The organism is Clostridium sp. AF21-20LB, from assembly GCF_003478795.1.
In the GTDB taxonomy this organism is placed as follows: domain Bacteria; phylum Bacillota; class Clostridia; order Lachnospirales; family Lachnospiraceae; genus Otoolea; species Otoolea fessa.
In genome coordinates this window covers 59,418-75,381 of sequence record NZ_QUGD01000014.1, presented here as the reverse complement: position 1 = coordinate 75,381, position 15,964 = coordinate 59,418, and the positions used below count along the sequence as shown (strand labels likewise).

Sequence of the window (15,964 nt, the reverse complement as noted above, 5' to 3'; positions counted from 1 at the left end):
AATGTTACTGTTCACAGGTAGGCACTTTTGGAACCGAAAGTGCCGTAAGAAAACGTGGTGGCAGCAGGAATTTGCCGTATTTAAATGCGAAGCCACGGCAAATTCCGTTACTGGGCACGTATGCGTGAACAGTAACGAGATAATAGGGGAAATTTAAGATTTCCTTCCTTGCTATCCACAAAACGAAATGCTATACTGATACAAGCCGTTTCTCTGGTTTTACGAATAAGAAAAGGAGAAGAATGTGATGGAACAGACAGAGATTGCAAGAGAGCAGGGAGCTCCGGCTGCATCCATTTTGGCAGAGCAGGCATGGGAAGGAAAAGTCCGAAAGGTTTTTTCATGGATTGTGTCGGTGTATCTGTGTGTGGTGTTTGGGGCATTTCCGCTATATTTCCATAATTATTATTATGATATTCTGGTATCGAAATATCAGTTTTACTGGCTTAGCACGGTTGCGATGCTGGCGTCATGCCTGATCGCAGCGATAGTATTTGAGTGCGCGGATTTAAAGCGATTTGGCGGGGCGCATGTGCGGCGCTTTTTCGGCGCGTTTCGACCGTCTGAATTAAAAAAGCAGCCATTTGCCTATAAGGCGTTGGCAGTTTTCTGGGGGCTGGCATTGATATCGACGGTGCTGTCGGACTATGTGTATGAGTCGTTCTGGGGCAATGAGGGACGATTCAGCGGATTTTTTTTGATTACGCTGTATGTGCTGGGAACGATTGTGATCAGCAAGTATGGTCGGATGAGAAAATGGTACCTGGATGTGTTTCTGGCGTCGTCTGTTCTGGTCTGCCTGTTTGGAATCACAGATTATTTCCAGATGGATTTATTGGGATGGAAAAAGGGCGTGAGCAATGAACAGGGAAACTTGTTTGTATCTACATTGGGAAATATCAACACGTATACGGCGTTTGTGGCGCTTACGATGGCGGTTGCCTGCGGCTGTTTTGTAAGTGAGAGAAAAGTGGGACGCCGTATCTGGTATTATCTGGTTTCGGCGCTGGCTTTTTTTGCATTGATTACCGGACAGAGTGATAATGCATATTTATCACTTGGAATGCTGTTTGCAGTGATGCCGCTGTTTTTATTTACGACATGGCGGGGCATCGCAGATTATGGTATTCTGGTGGCTATGTTTGTGACCGTGATTAAGGCAGTAGATACGGTCAATAAAGTATATGCCGATCAGGTCATCGGTCTGGGCGGTGTGTTTGGCGTGTTGGTGCGCTATCGTTATCTGGAGGGAGTTGTCGTTTATTCTGGATTCTGGCGGGGGTTCTCTGGGTTTGGAAACGGAAGATGGAACAGACGAATCCAGAGAGCAAACCGGGACGATGGATTTGGCGTGGCTGGTGTGCCGTTTTGATTCTTGGATGCCTGGCAGTGGCATTTGTCCTCTATGATGCAAATTTGGGAGGACATGCGGAACGGTACAGTACGTTGTCCCAGTATCTTGTTTTTGATGATGACTGGGGGACGAACCGGGGATATTGCTGGAGAATTGGATGGCAATCCTATCGCGAACTGCCGTTCCTGCATCAGTTGTTTGGTTTTGGACCAGACACATATGGAATTCTGACTTGGGATTTCAGACAGGATGCACTGGATCGGTATGGGGTTTTCTATGAGAGCGCCCACAACGAATATTTCCAGTACCTCGTCACAATGGGACCGTTTGCGCTTGCATCCTATCTTGCGTTTCTGGGCGGCGCCTGCGTGAGAATGTGCAGAAAATGGAAAGAGTGCGCCTGGATTCTGGCGCCTGTTCTGGCGGTGCTCTGCTATGGAGCACAGGCAGTTGTTAATATCAACCTCCCGATCGCGACGCCGATTATGTGGGCGATGCTGGCGATTGGGCTTGCACTCACAAGAGAGAAAGCAGAACAGGCAGAATAGCTCAAATAGACGGCAAATCCGGGCAGATTCGTCGGAAAAGCCGAAATGACGAACTTTGTCGATTGAGAATTTAAAGTAATGTGTGAACAGTAGCTGAGCGATGCTCCGTGTCGAAATTTGCGATCGATAGACTCTTTTATTTTTCTTAAAATCGGTTTATAAATAATATGAAACGAAAAAACGATAGGATCGCCTGGCAGAGCTGCGTTATGCAGTGTGGTCATCTGAATGGAAGAACAGGCGGTTAAAAGGAGGAGAGTTTATGGATGAAGCTAAAAAATTGGTCGTTTTAGAGCAGGAAAATGAAGAATTAAAGCGTGAACTGAGGGAGTTATCTAAAACTCTGGATCAGATGAATCAAAGCTTAAACCGGATGATTGACCACTACATACTCTGTAAGACGGAGAAGGCGGGATAAGCGGAGAGCCTGGATAAGATGGAAAAGAAGAGGCTCATTTATATCAGATGGAGCAGGTGAAAAATCAAATCAAAAATTAAATAGTAGATCGAATATGAAAGCCGCATGATTCAGAAGGTATGTTATCAAACCAGAATGAATCATGCGGCATTTTTTATCTACTCTGTGTAATATGTAGTCGGCGCGTCAATTCCCAGATTAAATCATGCATCCAGGAGACAGTCTGCTCCAGCTGCTCGTTTTTCTCTCTTAGAGCCAATACTTCCTGATAGAGCGTTTCCTTGTCGGAATCTTTTGAAATATCCGGATGGATCTTCGAGGAAGTGGAAGACGATTTTGTTTTACCCGGTGCTGCAGAAGGATCTGTCATCAGTTTGGTGTTATCGGGTGCTGCATTTTGAACCGACGATTTTTCATCATCCAGTGATTTGCTCCGGCCGGATGGCTTTGTCTGCTCTGGTGCCTTAGCCTTGTTCGCCGGTTTGGCTTTAGAATCCAAAGGGATCGCCGCATTAATCATGTGTCTGGAAATCAGGATCTGCCGCTGTGGATAGTCTAAGTCCATGAAATCCTGATACGGAATGGGAAGAGGAGTCATGGCAATTGAGCAATGCGGACACACCGCATTGGCAACGAGCTGAAAGAATCCATAATGTCCACAGTTTGGACAGCAATAAACATTTAAACCACGCATAGAGTTGCCTCCGTAGAAGTAAGAGTTGAGTCATTAGGAGAAAAATGAAAATATCCCCCTTATTATAATACGGTTTAATCGAGAACATTATAACTGGTTTTTAGAAAAAAATTTAAAAATTTCCAAAAAAAATTTCAAAACGATAAAAAAAGACATCTTTTAGAAAAAATACCGCGGTGTCACAAAAGTGTCCTGCGGTATTTGAACGGATGCAATATTATATTCTACTGGATGATTCCAGATGTGTCAACTGTCCAGACAGTATCATTGCTGTCTTTGATATCCTTGAACCCTTTTCCGAGTTCCGGACGGGAAGCGGAAGAGGAGGAAGAGGTTGCTTTCTGGATGGTGCCGCTGGTGTTTACCAGGTAGCGTTTTTCACCGATGGAAACCGGCTCATAGCGGAGTTCCGGATCCGCCTTCTTTAAAAGACCGTTTACATAAACCTGGTTATCGCGCTCGCCATGGTAGCCCTGTCCTTTGAGAGAGCCTTTGGTCTGGAAATACCAGATCTGGTTTTCTTCTAAATCATCATTGTAAATGGTCTGCTTGCCGGTACGCATCACGCCGTCGTCGCCGAAGTAGTAGGAGGCGAAGCTGCCATCCGCCTGTTTCAGGCTCTGAAGTCCGGTCTGCATTTCACCGCGCTCGTTGAAGCAGTAGCGCTCGGAATTGATGGTGAAAATAGCAAGATCCTTCTCGGCAAAGTAAGCGGTTCCGTTTTTAAAGAAGAAGGAAAATGGCTCTTCTTCTTCGCTGATGCCCGGTGCCCCTTCAATGGTGTACCAGCCGCTTGCCCGGCGTCCGCCATTTTCCGGATCGTAATAGCGGAAATCGTTTAAGCTGACAGTGTCTGTGGCAGAGTTGTCCGCTGTTGCTGCTTCGTTTGAAGGTGTGCTGGAGCTTACAAAGCCAGCTTCCGCGACATTGATCCAGCCTGTCTGCATCTGGCCGTCGATGAAAGTGTAGTAGCCATTGTCGATTTTGCGGTCCATCTGGTTTACGATCATGCGTCCTTCGGTGTCAAAATAGCACCAGATATCTTCATCGTCGGTGTCTTTCGTGATGGTTTCCAGCAGAATCCATCCGGTTTTTCTGGCGCCGTCATCCTCCTCGCCGAGGTAGTAGGTCTGTCCGTCCAGCTCCAGAAGCCCGGTCTGCATCAGTCCGTCCTCGTCGAAATAGTAGGTTTTTCCGTTGATGCTCATCCATTTGGCAGTTACAATCTTGCCGTCCTTGCCAAAATAGAGCCAGGAGCCGCCGTCCGGAGAATCCGGGCTGTCATAGCTGATCTCATTTTCAGCCGAAACCCATTGGTTCTTTGCCATGTGCCCCTCATCGTTGACGAAATAGTCATCGACTCTCTGATTGGTAGCAATCTCGCCTTCCTCATCGAGATAAAACCAGTCGCCATTCCGCTTTTTCCATGTGTTTGTCTCTTTATAGCCGTCCTCATCGTAGTAATAAAGACGACCATCTTCCTCTGTCCAGCCGCTCTGAGCCGCCAGAACTCTGTAAGTTCCCGTATTTGTCATTATAGGTGCAGCAGCCGCGAACAAAGCCGCAGCGGATAAAACAGCTAAAGTTTTAGTTTGCTTACGCATGGTATAATCTCTCCTTTTTGAAAATGCGAAAATCCATCGCTGCATTACGGGGCTTATTATACGGGGATTATGCGTAAAAAGATAGTGTGCGTTGCTGGAAAGGGTGGAGAGATGTGGAAAAAGGTTACTGTACACGGGTAGGCACTTTTGGAACCGAAAGTGCCGTAAGAAAACGTGGTGGTAGCAGGAATTTGCCGTATTTAAATGCGAAGCCACGGCAAATTCCGTTACTGGGCACGATGCGTGAACAGTAACGGAAAAAGGGGTGAACCAGCTGGAACACCCCTTTTTCTATATGAAAATATAATTTTTTATTTTACATATTTCGAATCCGTCAGGAACTCCAGCGTCAGCGTTCCTGCCAGCCTCTCCAGCGTATCTATCACATACTGGTTAATACTCTGTGATTTTTCCCGCGCGATCCGGTAGTCCATCGCGGAATTATAGTAGTTGTCTCCATCGACCGTATATCCGTCGAATCCCGCGCAGGCGGCGTGGTGGACGCTTGTTTTGGTCAGGACGTTCAGCAGCATGACAAAGGAATTATCGATGATCTCTGCATTCTGGTCGATCAGGGAATTATAGTTTAAGGTGTAATCAAAATGTGTATCTTTGACATTCGTCACGTTCGAGGTCGCGATGACGCGCACCGGGCGTCCTTGGGCGTCGGCGTGCTCGAGCAGGCGGTTGTTGAGCTGGACATACCGCCTGGAATTGCTTAAGAACGCATAATCGATTGGAATTCCCTCCGGGATAAAATTGACGGAGATTGTGATCGGATTGTGCGCCTTAATATAGGAAAGAATTGTCTCCTTTTCCAGTTCCAGATTCTTTCCCGGACCGAGCAGCAGAAGCGGGCGCTCGCTCCAGGAAGCACTCAATGCCTGAATATCGGCTTCGTCATTGCATTCTGTGCTCTGATACCTGCGGTACAGTGTTTCAATGTAATCTTTGTCGTAGAGCAGTTTTTTCTCCGGCTCAATCGCATCCAGAATCGTATTGATGGATTTAAGCGACAGGGTGTGCTTATCCATCAGGAAGCGGACGTAGTTCGGATGGCAGTTGTTGGAGGCGGAAATATAGAAGAACAGGTTGTATCCCCATGGGCTCTTTCGGAAGAACGGCATGATGCTGATGTCGATCGCCTCGAGCATCTGACTGACATTGAAATTGCGTCCGAATACGGTGTTCATGTACATGGAAATGAGTTCGATCGGAAGATTTCCAGCGCTTTTTCCCATGCCGTACAGGGTGGCATCAACTAAAACGGTGCGGTCTGCCGGTTCGCGTAAGACTTCCATGCTGTTCGAGTATGCGAGCTGGAAGTTATTGTGGGAGTGGTAGCCGATCGCGATCGATGGTTTTAAGTTGTAGTTTAAGAGCTGGAAATAGTGCAGCAGGTTATCCTGATGCAGTAGACCGTAGGTGTCTACAAGGGACATCGCATACGGTTCCAGATCGTTGACAAGGTCAACCAGATCCAGAAGCTCACGGTCGGAGTAGCTGGTGATCGAAACCGCCTGTGCAAACACTTTGTAGCCCAGTTTTTTGACTTCGTGGCAGAACTGGATCGCCTCATGCATCACATGTTTTTTGAAAATGACGCGGATGCCGTCGATGTAGGATTCAGAACACGGGCTTAAATTAGAAATATCGCAGGTTCCGTAGTCGATCATGGCGACGATCATCGTATTTCCCTTGTCCAGCTTGCCGAAAATCTGATCGGCACACTGGGTTGTCGGCATGATCGTGCGGTTGCGGTCGAAGGAGCGGCGGTCATCCAGAAAACCAACTTCCAGAATGTCCACACCCGCGCTGATCAGACGTTCAAAAATAGTAACAATATTGTCGTGACCGAACTCCCAGTCGTTGACGTAGCCGCCGTCACGGAGAGTGCAGTCGAGTAATTTGACTTGTTTCATGATGTTTGTCCTCTTGTTATGTTTGTAATTTTAAAAATTGACTCCCAGAAATGCCCCGATATCATGCGTATCCTTTGCCGTATAAACCGGCGCATATTCCTGCCATGCCTCCGCGGTATCTGGTCCGAAGCCGTAGGTAACTGCCATAAAATCGACAGCTGCCTCTTTGGCACCTTTTCCGTCGGAAGAGGTATCACCGATAAGAACTGCCTCGGATGGAGACAACTCCAAAGCTTTTAAGCACTTGTGCAGAACGTCAGCCTTCGTCATTTTGCTGGCAAAATCGCTGCCGCAGATGGAGTCACAGAGTTCTGTGAAATGGTAATGTTCCAGCAGGGTCAGCGCATAATCTTCACGTTTCAGGGTGGCAACCCCGATCTTGCAGCCCTGTGCGCGGAGTGCGCGGATCAGGTCTTTGATACCGGCGTATGGCTCGGCTTTCAGCAGGTCGTGATCCTTGTACTGGGTGCGGAAAATCTCGGTTGCGTGGTTCGCGGCGTCCTCGTCCAGTCCATAGAGGCGGATGAGCGACAGCTTGACGGGCGGTCCGATAAAGGTGCGGAGTGTCGCCTCGTCGAGGGCAGGTTTTCCAAGTGCTTCTACCGTGTGGCGCACGCTCGCAAAGACGCCTTCGGATGTATCGAGCAGCGTGCCGTCGAGGTCGAAGATCACGCCGCGGTATGTTTTCTTATTCATAGGGTGCTAGTCCTCCTGTGTAAAATCGCCTGTACTGTTTCAAGGTCGGCGGGGGTGTCTACGGAAAGCGTATATCCGCAGATGGGAAGAAATAGGATCGTTTTCCCATATTCGAGGAAACGCAGCAAATCCACGCCCTCGATCTGTTCCAGAATGCCCGGTCTGCTCTGGCAGAAGAAATCGAGCGATTCCCGCGTATAAAGCCCGATACTCACAAATTTCCGGGAAGGTTTGTCAAGCGTCCCCTTGCGGAATGGAATTGGCGCACGGGAAATGTAAAGCCTGTTCCGTCCGGGCGGCAGACCACTTTTATGTTGGATGGATCGGCTGTCTCGGCATCGTTCGGGATATCTGCCATGGCATTGATGAGAAATGGACGTTGTACATTTTCTTTTGAGGTAATAACAGTAAGCGCCTGCTCCATAAAATTTTGCAGAATCTCCGGTGTCAGAAGCGGTTCATCCCCGCCGATCATCGCATAAAAATCAAATTTCCGCGAAGAAGCAGACTTGGAATCTTCCAGAATCGTCACCGCCTCCTGAATGCGGGAGGTCGGATTCTGATGGGAATGGGAGGTAAAAACCGCCTCAAATCCATATGTCTGGCAAACAGCAGCAATCTCAGGGCTGTCGGTCGCAGCGTAAACGGCATCAAATACACCGCTGCCCCGCGCCGCCGCGAGAACCCGCACAACCATTGGAATCCCATCAATCTGTTTCAATGCCTTTCCCGGAAAGCGAACCGAATTAAGCCGCGCCGGAATCAGCGCGCAGACCTTTTTTTTCTGTGCTAATCGATTCATAAGACGTTCCTCTGTATGATAAAAATGCAGTTACATAAAGTAAACTGAACCGTAACGATTCAGGCATACCGACGTGAACCGGATGCCGACCTTTATTATAGAAAAGAAATAGGAAAAACACAAGACAACATAAGAAAAATATAAGTTGAGAAAAAAGACCGTAACTGTTCGCAGTAACAAAAGAACGTTTCAGAAGAAGGGAAAACGCCGTGCTGGCTATGAAAAGAGAAATATGTGTGATATAATGTGAACACTTGACGAGGTATTTTCGAGTCTAGTGAGAACATATACCTGACCACTTAATGAGGTGTTTCACGAATTTAGTGGTCATGGTATAATGAGCGCAGAAGAAAAGAATGCGGCTGCGAAGCGGACATATTCTTTTCTTGCGCCATTAACGAACGAACAGCCATGCGAAGCAGGGCGGTAGAGCGCGATAGCGCGGGTTCGTGAGTGGACGGGTGAGAATACGTTCTTATGATGTAGTATGACCACTTGACAAGGTATTCAGGAGGAAATCAAAATGAAACAGAAACTTTCTAATTATATAGCAGAAAAGCTTCTCGCATCCGGCATCACGGATGTGTTTATGATCACGGGCGGCGGCGCGATGCATCTGGATGACGCGCTGGGGCATCAGGAAGGACTTCACTGCCTCTACAATCATCATGAGCAGGCATGTGCGATGGCAGCGGAGGCGTATGCCCGCATCCACAACAAGATTGCGGCAGTGTGCGTGACGACGGGACCTGGCGGCATCAATGCGATGAACGGCGTTGCGGGCGGATTTCTGGATTCAATCCCGATGTTTGTCATTTCCGGACAGGTGCGTTATGACACGACAGCGCGCAGCACGGGACTTCACCTGCGCGCGATGGGCGATCAGGAGTATGATATCACCAAATCGGTTGCCAATATGACAAAATACTGTGAGATGGTGATCGATCCGATGCGTATCCGCTTCTGTGTGGAAAAAGCCCTGTATCTGGCTTACAACGGTCGTCCGGGTCCTACCTGGCTGGATATTCCGCTGAATGTGCAGGCGGCAATGATCGAGACAGACGATCTGATCGGCTTTGATCCGGAGGATTATGAGGCGGGCGGAACCGGCTGGGCGGCAGAGAGCGCGTCCGAGATTCCGGAGGATACCGCCGGAAAAGGTGAATTTCGTGCAAAACTTCCGGCACGTGTGACGAAGGAGACGGCGCGTGCGATCATCGAGAAAGTCCGCACCTCCAAACGTCCGGTGATCAATGCCGGAAATGGTATCCGTATCGGCGCGGCGCACGATGTTTTCATGCGCGTGGTTGAAAAGCTGGGAATCCCGGTTGTGACCGGCGCGGACAGCATCGACTGTATTTATGACGAACACCCGCTGTACATCGGAAAAGGCGGTAACGTCGGCGATCGCCCGGGCAACTTCGCGATCCAGAATAGCGATCTGGTGCTGTCGCTCGGAAGCCGTCTGAGTTTTCGCCAGGTCGGTTACCGTTTTACTACCTGGGCGCGCGAGGCGTATGTGATTGTGAATGATATCGATGCAGAAGAGCTGAAAAAGCCTACTCTGCATGTGGACATGCCGGTTCACGCGGATGTGAAGGATCTTCTGACCGTGATGGACGAGGTTCTTTCGGAGGAAGGAAAAGCGGACGGCGCGGCTTCGATGACGCAGGAGTACAAGGACGCGCAGGCAGAGTGGCTGCGTATCTGCCAGGGCTGGAAGCATGATTATCCGGTGGTTCTGCCGAAGCACATGAACGGCGGCACGGAGACAGAGGCAAACGTATATGCATTTGCGTATGAGATGAGCCGCCGTTTAAATGAGAACCAGATCGTGGTTGTGGGGAATGGATCTGCAAATGTTGTGTGTGGACACGCAAATATTGTGAAAAAGGGACAGAGATTTATCTCGAACTCCGGCATCGCTTCGATGGGCTACGGACTTCCGGCATCGATCGGCGCGTGCGTGGCAGATCACAGCCAGGATATTATCCTGATCACCGGAGACGGCAGTATTCAGATGAATTTACAGGAGCTTGAGACAGTTGTCAGCCACCGGATGCCGATCAAGATCTTCATTATCAATAACGGCGGTTACCATTCCATCCGCCAGACCCAGAAGAATTTCTTCGGCGAGCCGCTCATCGGTATCGGCGTGGACAGCGGCGATCTTGGATTCCCGAGTATGGAAAAGCTGGCGTGGGCGTATGGATTCCCATATGTATCGATTCATGGAAACAAGGAGCTGGGCGAGAAAGTAGAAGAAACGCTGGCGATGGACGGTCCGGTGATCTGCGAGGTATTTGTAACGCTGGATCAGAACTTTGAGCCAAAGTCCGCGGCGAAGAGACTGCCGGACGGAACGCTTGTATCGCCGCCGCTGGAGGATCTGTCCCCATCCTGCCGGACGAGGAGATGGACCGTATCATGCTGATTCCGCGTATTAAAAAATAGTAAAGGAAACGATAGAATGAAGATAGTTGTCACAGGCGCCACCAGCTTTGTAGGTCTGGGGGCGGTGCGCGAGCTGTTACATCGCGGACATCAGGTATACGCCGTACTGCGGGAACATTCGACGAAAGCGGATCTGCTGCGGGAAAATGGAAAATTTCCGCAGGGACTCACGATTTTGGAGGAGGATCTGGGGAATCTCTCGAAACTGCCGGAACGGATTCCGGGCGGATGCGATGTGTTTCTCCATATGGGCTGGCGCGGTGCAGGGAGTGATTCACGGAAAAATGAGTCAGTCCAGGAGGAGAGCGTGCAGGACGCGCTGAATGCCGTCCGCGTGGCGAAAGACCTCGGATGCCGGCGGTTTCTCTTTACAGGTTCGCAGGCGGAGTATGGCGTCAAGAGCGAGCTGACAGACGAGGAGACGGTCTGCGAGCCGACCTCCCCGTATGGACGCGCGAAACTGGCAGTACGGCAGCAGGCGGAAGTGCTCTGCCGGGAACTGGGACTGGATTACGGGCATGCACGGATTTTCAGCACGTATGGACCGGGTGATCACCCGTGGTCGCTTCTTTCCTCCTGTGTCCGGGTCTTCCGGGCAGGGGAGAAGATGACGATGACCGCCTGCACGCAGCTCTGGAACTTCATGTATATTGACGATGCGGGGCGCGCCCTGGCGGATCTGGCAGAATATGCGGGAAATCTCGCGGATCATGGATGTGTCTACAATCTGGGCGGTCCGATGGATGAGACAGGACCGCTGCGCGGGTTTGTCGAGACGGTCTATGAGCTGTGCGGCAGGCAGGGCAGCATGGAATTTGGCGTCCGCCCGCCGAATGCAGAGGGAATCGTCAATCTGATCCCGGATATCCGCAAGATGGAGCGGGTGGTTGGCTGGAAGCCACAGGTATATTTTGAAGAAGGAATGAAGAGAATTCTGGCTTTTCAGAAATGATTTTTCTGCCCTCTGTGCAGAGTGACGGGAGAGAATGGTAAATATTTGGACATATTTTATCAGTTTATGCCAAGTAAATAGCGAAGCAGCCAAAAATCGTTAAGAAAATTGTAGGTTGTCAAAAGAGAGAAAGACGTTTAAAATAAAGGCAGTATAGCCGAAGCGGCTTTCTCTTTTTTTTGTGTTCGAAATTTGGTGGAACGAAACAGAAGAGTTCAAACAAAAAGCAAATTAATAGGAATCAGAAAAGTATGAAAAAAATCAGTATATTAATTCCCTGCTACAACGAGGAAGAGAATGTAGGTCCGATCAGCGAGGCGGTTGTGGAGACGCTGGAGCGCGATCTGCCGGAATATGACTATGAGCTTGTCTTTATCGACAATGATTCGACGGACCAGACGCGCCCGATTCTTCGGAAGATCTGCAGCGAGAATCCACGGATCAAGGCAATTTTTAATGCCAAAAACTTTGGACAGTTCAATTCCCCGTATTATGGAATGTTACAGTGTACCGGCGACTGCGTGATCAGCATGGTGGCAGATTTTCAGGATCCGGTCGATATGATCCCGAAATATGTCCATGAGTGGGAAAATGGCTACAAGATTGTCATCGGCATCAAGACGGGAAGCAAGGAAAACCCGATCATGTATGCGCTGAGGAGCTGCTATTACAAGATGATAAAGAAACTCTCCGATGTCGAGCAGATTGAGCATTTTACCGGTTCGGGTCTGTATGACCGCGATTTTATTGAGATTCTGCGGGAGCTTGACGATCCGACGCCGTTTCTGCGCGGAATCGTGGCGGAGCTTGGTTATAAGCGCAAGGAGATCCCGTATATCCAGCCGCAGCGCCGCGCAGGCAAGACACACAACAATTTTTACCGGCTCTACGATGCTGCGATGCTCAGTGTGACCTCCTATACGAGGTCGGTCTGCGCCTGGCGACGATCTTTGGAAGTATCTGCGCGGCGATCAGTATGATCGTGGCGATTGTATATCTGGTGATGAAACTGCTTCACTGGTATGATTTTCCGGCTGGTATGGCGCCGGTTCTGATTGGAATGTGTTTTTTAGGGTCGGTTCAGATCTTTTTCATCGGTCTGGTGGGGGAGTATATTTTATCGATCAATTCGAGAGTCATGAAGCGTCCGCTGGTAGTGGAGGAAGAGCGGCTGAATTTTGATACACCGGTAAAAAAAGTTGGGGGCAAACAGCATGAAATGTAATGTCGATGTAGTTCGGATTCGTGAAAATTCGATTCAGCTCAATGGCTGGGCGATCGGAAAGACGCCGGAGACGGAGATCACCTATCAGGTTGAAGATGGGGCACATCAGCCGATCCGGTTTCAGTATGTGGCGACCCGCCGCGACGACGTCAGCCAGATTTATTTTGGGCGAACGGTAGAAAAAGAGCTTGGATTTGATATCCAGTTCCCGTATGAGCGCGGAAAAGATTATTATCTGATCGCAAAAGGCGAGGGACGCAAAATCCGCATTAAATATAATGAAGAACTGATCCGCAAGCGCAGCAGTGTGGCGCACAAGCGGATGCAGAAGATCCGCGATCTGATGAACATGGAGACTGTGCGGGTCTGCCTGGATTTCTGGAAGGAAAATGGTCTGAAAGCCCTGCTGGTAAAATCCAAGCACAAACTGCAGGGAATTGACAATGACTACGATTACGGCGAGTGGTATTCACTGACGAAGCCGACGGCGGAGGAGCTGGAGGAGCAGAGGAAAAAGGTGTTTGACGCGCCGGTTAAATTCTCGATCGTGATTCCGGCATTTAAGACACCGGAGCGATTCCTGCGGGAAATGCTGGATTCGATCGCGGAACAGACATACGTAAACTGGGAGGTCTGCGTGGCGGACGGCAGTCCGGCAGGACAAAGCTGTGAGCGGGTGCTGGAGCAGTATGCGAAGAAGGACAGCCGCTTTAAATACGTAATTTTAGGCGAAAATAAGGGCATTTCCGGCAATACGAATGCAGCAATGGATATGGCGACCGGCGATTATATCGTGCTGGCAGACCATGACGATAAGCTGACACCGAATGCTCTCTATGAGTGTGCGAAACTGTTACAGGAACATCCGGGATGCGACTGCTTCTATTCGGATGAGGATAAGCTGGATATGGACGGCGGCGCTTTGTTTGATCCGCATTTTAAGCCGGATTTCAATATCGATCTGCTCTGCAGCGTCAATTATATCTGCCATCTGTTTGTCGTCAGCCACGATCTGGCAGCGCAGGTGGGCGGCTTCCGTCAGGAATACGACGGAGCGCAGGATTATGACTTCATTTTCCGTTGTACGGAGAAGGCGAAGGAGATCCGCCATATCCCGAAGGTGCTGTATCACTGGCGCTGCCACAAGGATTCGACAGCGAGCAACCCGGAGAGCAAGCTGTACGCATTTGATGCGGGTGCGCGCGCGATCATGGATCATTATAAACGCGTCGGTATCGAGGCGGAGCGCGTGGAAAAAGGTGTGGACTACGGCATTTATCACTCTGTATATAAAATTCAGGGGGAACCGCTGGTATCGATCATCATTCCGAATAAGGATCACCATACGGATCTGGATCTATGCCTGCGGGCGATTGAGACGCGGGCAACGTACCGCAATGTTGAGTTTATCATTGTAGAGAACAACAGCACGGAGAAGGAAACCTTTGAATACTATGAAAAGATTCAGAAGGAATTTTCCAATGTCCATGTGGTAACCTGGGAGCGCGAGTTTAACTATTCGGCGATCAACAACTTCGGCGTGACTTTCGCAAAGGGCGAATATCTGCTGTTTTTAAATAATGATACCGAGCTGATTGCGGAGAATTTCATCGAGGAGATGCTGGGACTGTGCCAGCGTGAGGACGTCGGCGCCGTTGGCGCGAGACTGCTCTATCAGGATGATACGATCCAGCATGCGGGCGTCGTGGTTGGTTTCGGCGGCATCGCAGGGCATACGTTTATCGGGCTTCATAAGGCGGAAAACAGCTATTTCCACCGTGCGATGAGTACACAGGATTACAGCGCTGTGACGGCGGCGTGCCTGATGACAAAGAAAGCGCTCTTTGATGAGGTCGGCGGCTTTACGGAGAAGCTGGCGGTCGCATTTAACGATATCGATTATTGCATGAAAGTGCGGGCATCAAATCATTTAGTGGTTTACAATCCGTACGCATTGCTGTATCATTATGAGTCGAAGTCAAGAGGACTGGAGGATACGCCGGAGAAGGTGGCGCGTTTTAACAGGGAGATCAAGATTTTCTCGGGGCGCTGGCCGGAGATCCTTAAAGATGGAGATCCTTACTACAATCCGAACCTGACGCTGCGGAAGTCCAATTTCGCCCTCAGGGATCTGAAAAAAGAGAAAATCGGAGAACCGTATCATCTGGAGGTATAACCCGGGATGGAGATTACAACGACAATTATTATTCCCAATTATAATGGGTTAAAGTTTATGGACGAATGCATCCGTTCACTGAATGCACAGACGTATCCGAATTTCCGGACGCTGGTGGTGGACAACGGTTCGACGGACGGAAGCGTGGAGTGGCTGAAGGAACATCAGATCGATACGATTTTCCTGCCGGAAAACACGGGATTTTCCGGTGCAGTCAACGTCGGAATCAAGGCGGCAGACACACCGTATGTGCTGCTTTTAAATAATGACGTCCGGGTGGACGAGTATTTCGTGGCGGAGATGGTGCGTGCGATCGGTCAGTCGGAGCGCATTTTTTCCGTCAGCAGTCGGATGATCCAGATGTACCATCCGGACAGGCTGGATGATGCAGGCGATATGTATTCCCTGCTTGGCTGGGCGTACCAGCGCGGCGTGGGACGGGATCTTACGCATTACCGCCGTTCAAGCCGGGTATTCTCGGCGTGCGCGGGCGCAGCGATCTACCGGAGAGAGGTATTTGAGGAGATAGGCTATTTCGATGAGATGCATTTTGCCTATCTGGAAGATATTGATGTGGGCTATAGAGCCCGGATTGCGGGTTATGACAATATATACTGCCCGGCGGCGCTGGTATGGCACGTCGGAAGCGGAACCAGCGGTTCCAAGTACAATTCATTCAAGGTTAAGCTGGCGGCACGCAACAATGTGTATCTGAATTATAAAAATATGCCGTGCTTACAGCTTATCATAAATGCGATTCCGATCGCAGCGGGGATTTTCGTGAAATATTCATTTTTCAGGAAACTCGGGTTTGGAAAAGATTATCTGGAGGGTCTGAAAGAAGGCATACGGACGGCAAAGAAGTGTAAAAAAGTGGCGTACCGCCCGGAACGGCTTAAAAATTATCTGGCGATAGAGCTGGAACTTTTAGCCGGGACATTTCTCTATGTCTATGAATTTGCTGTGAGACAGATCGAGAAAAAAGCAGCATCTGATAAATCGTGAGGAAAAGGTTAGAGTTGTTACTGGGCACGTATGAGTGGACAGTAACTTAGAGTTTGCGCGATGTGTGAACGGTCATGGTTTAGCAGATGCAACACGGAGAAAGGCTGCTTATCA

General features: G+C 49.5%; 11 protein-coding genes and 2 pseudogenes. 8 read left to right on the top strand and 5 right to left on the bottom strand.

The features are described 5' to 3' along the window. Window positions 1-247 precede the first annotated feature (247 nt). From DWX76_RS08925 to DWX76_RS13980, 3 genes are all read left to right on the top strand, one after another. The gene (locus DWX76_RS08925) at window positions 248-1,372 is read left to right on the top strand and encodes a hypothetical protein (RefSeq protein WP_243022509.1); all 1,125 of its coding nucleotides are present in this window, start codon (window positions 248-250) and stop codon (window positions 1,370-1,372) included. After that, a complete protein-coding gene (locus DWX76_RS14445; protein ID WP_243021987.1) occupies window positions 1,306-1,902 on the top strand; it encodes an O-antigen ligase family protein in 597 nt (198 codons plus the stop codon). The genes DWX76_RS08925 and DWX76_RS14445 overlap by 67 nt, the downstream gene beginning before the upstream one ends. Window positions 1,903-2,164: 262 nt before the next feature. Next, on the top strand, window positions 2,165-2,320 hold the full coding sequence (locus DWX76_RS13980; protein ID WP_182427326.1) for a hypothetical protein: 156 nt from the start codon (window positions 2,165-2,167) through the stop codon (window positions 2,318-2,320). 154 nt (window positions 2,321-2,474) lie between these two features. On the opposite strand, the gene DWX76_RS08920 is transcribed toward DWX76_RS13980, so the two are convergent. From DWX76_RS08920 to DWX76_RS08895, 5 genes are all read right to left on the bottom strand, one after another. Beyond that, window positions 2,475-3,014 carry a hypothetical protein gene (locus tag DWX76_RS08920; protein WP_118472959.1) on the bottom strand — a complete coding sequence of 180 codons (540 nt, stop codon included), beginning with the start codon at window positions 3,012-3,014 and terminating at the stop codon, window positions 2,475-2,477. Window positions 3,015-3,238: 224 nt separating this feature from the next. Continuing rightward, window positions 3,239-4,618 (bottom strand): cell wall-binding protein, encoded by a 1,380-nt coding sequence (locus tag DWX76_RS08915; RefSeq protein ID WP_118570510.1) that lies wholly within the window; start codon window positions 4,616-4,618, stop codon window positions 3,239-3,241. A 311-nt stretch (window positions 4,619-4,929) separates the two neighbouring features. After that, window positions 4,930-6,540: an aldolase catalytic domain-containing protein gene (locus DWX76_RS08910; RefSeq protein ID WP_118522668.1), complete on the bottom strand. Its 1,611-nt coding sequence runs from the start codon at window positions 6,538-6,540 to the stop codon at window positions 4,930-4,932. Between the two features lie 30 nt (window positions 6,541-6,570). Further along, window positions 6,571-7,236 carry an HAD hydrolase-like protein gene (locus tag DWX76_RS08905; protein ID WP_022359155.1) on the bottom strand — a complete coding sequence of 222 codons (666 nt, stop codon included), beginning with the start codon at window positions 7,234-7,236 and terminating at the stop codon, window positions 6,571-6,573. A gap of 211 nt (window positions 7,237-7,447) precedes the next feature. Beyond that, entirely contained in the window at window positions 7,448-8,038 is a 591-nt protein-coding gene (locus DWX76_RS08895; RefSeq protein ID WP_118570508.1) for a cytidylyltransferase domain-containing protein, read from the bottom strand. A 523-nt stretch (window positions 8,039-8,561) separates the two neighbouring features. On the opposite strand from DWX76_RS08895, the pseudogene DWX76_RS08890 reads away from it, so the two are divergent. The 5 genes and pseudogenes from DWX76_RS08890 (at window position 8,562) to DWX76_RS08870 (ending at window position 15,850) form a co-directional block, all read left to right on the top strand. Next, a pseudogene (locus DWX76_RS08890) lies at window positions 8,562-10,492 on the top strand (thiamine pyrophosphate-binding protein). A 16-nt stretch (window positions 10,493-10,508) separates the two neighbouring features. Further along, window positions 10,509-11,444: an NAD-dependent epimerase/dehydratase family protein gene (locus DWX76_RS08885; protein ID WP_118570507.1), complete on the top strand. Its 936-nt coding sequence runs from the start codon at window positions 10,509-10,511 to the stop codon at window positions 11,442-11,444. 251 nt (window positions 11,445-11,695) lie between these two features. Then, window positions 11,696-12,669: pseudogene (locus DWX76_RS08880) on the top strand (glycosyltransferase family 2 protein). Then, window positions 12,659-14,845: a glycosyltransferase family 2 protein gene (locus DWX76_RS08875; RefSeq protein WP_118570506.1), complete on the top strand. Its 2,187-nt coding sequence runs from the start codon at window positions 12,659-12,661 to the stop codon at window positions 14,843-14,845. Before DWX76_RS08880 ends, DWX76_RS08875 begins: the two are co-directional and overlap by 11 nt. Before the next feature lie 6 nt (window positions 14,846-14,851). Continuing rightward, the gene (locus tag DWX76_RS08870; protein WP_022359149.1) at window positions 14,852-15,850 is read left to right on the top strand and encodes a glycosyltransferase family 2 protein; all 999 of its coding nucleotides are present in this window, start codon (window positions 14,852-14,854) and stop codon (window positions 15,848-15,850) included. The last annotated feature ends 114 nt before the right edge of the window (window positions 15,851-15,964 follow it).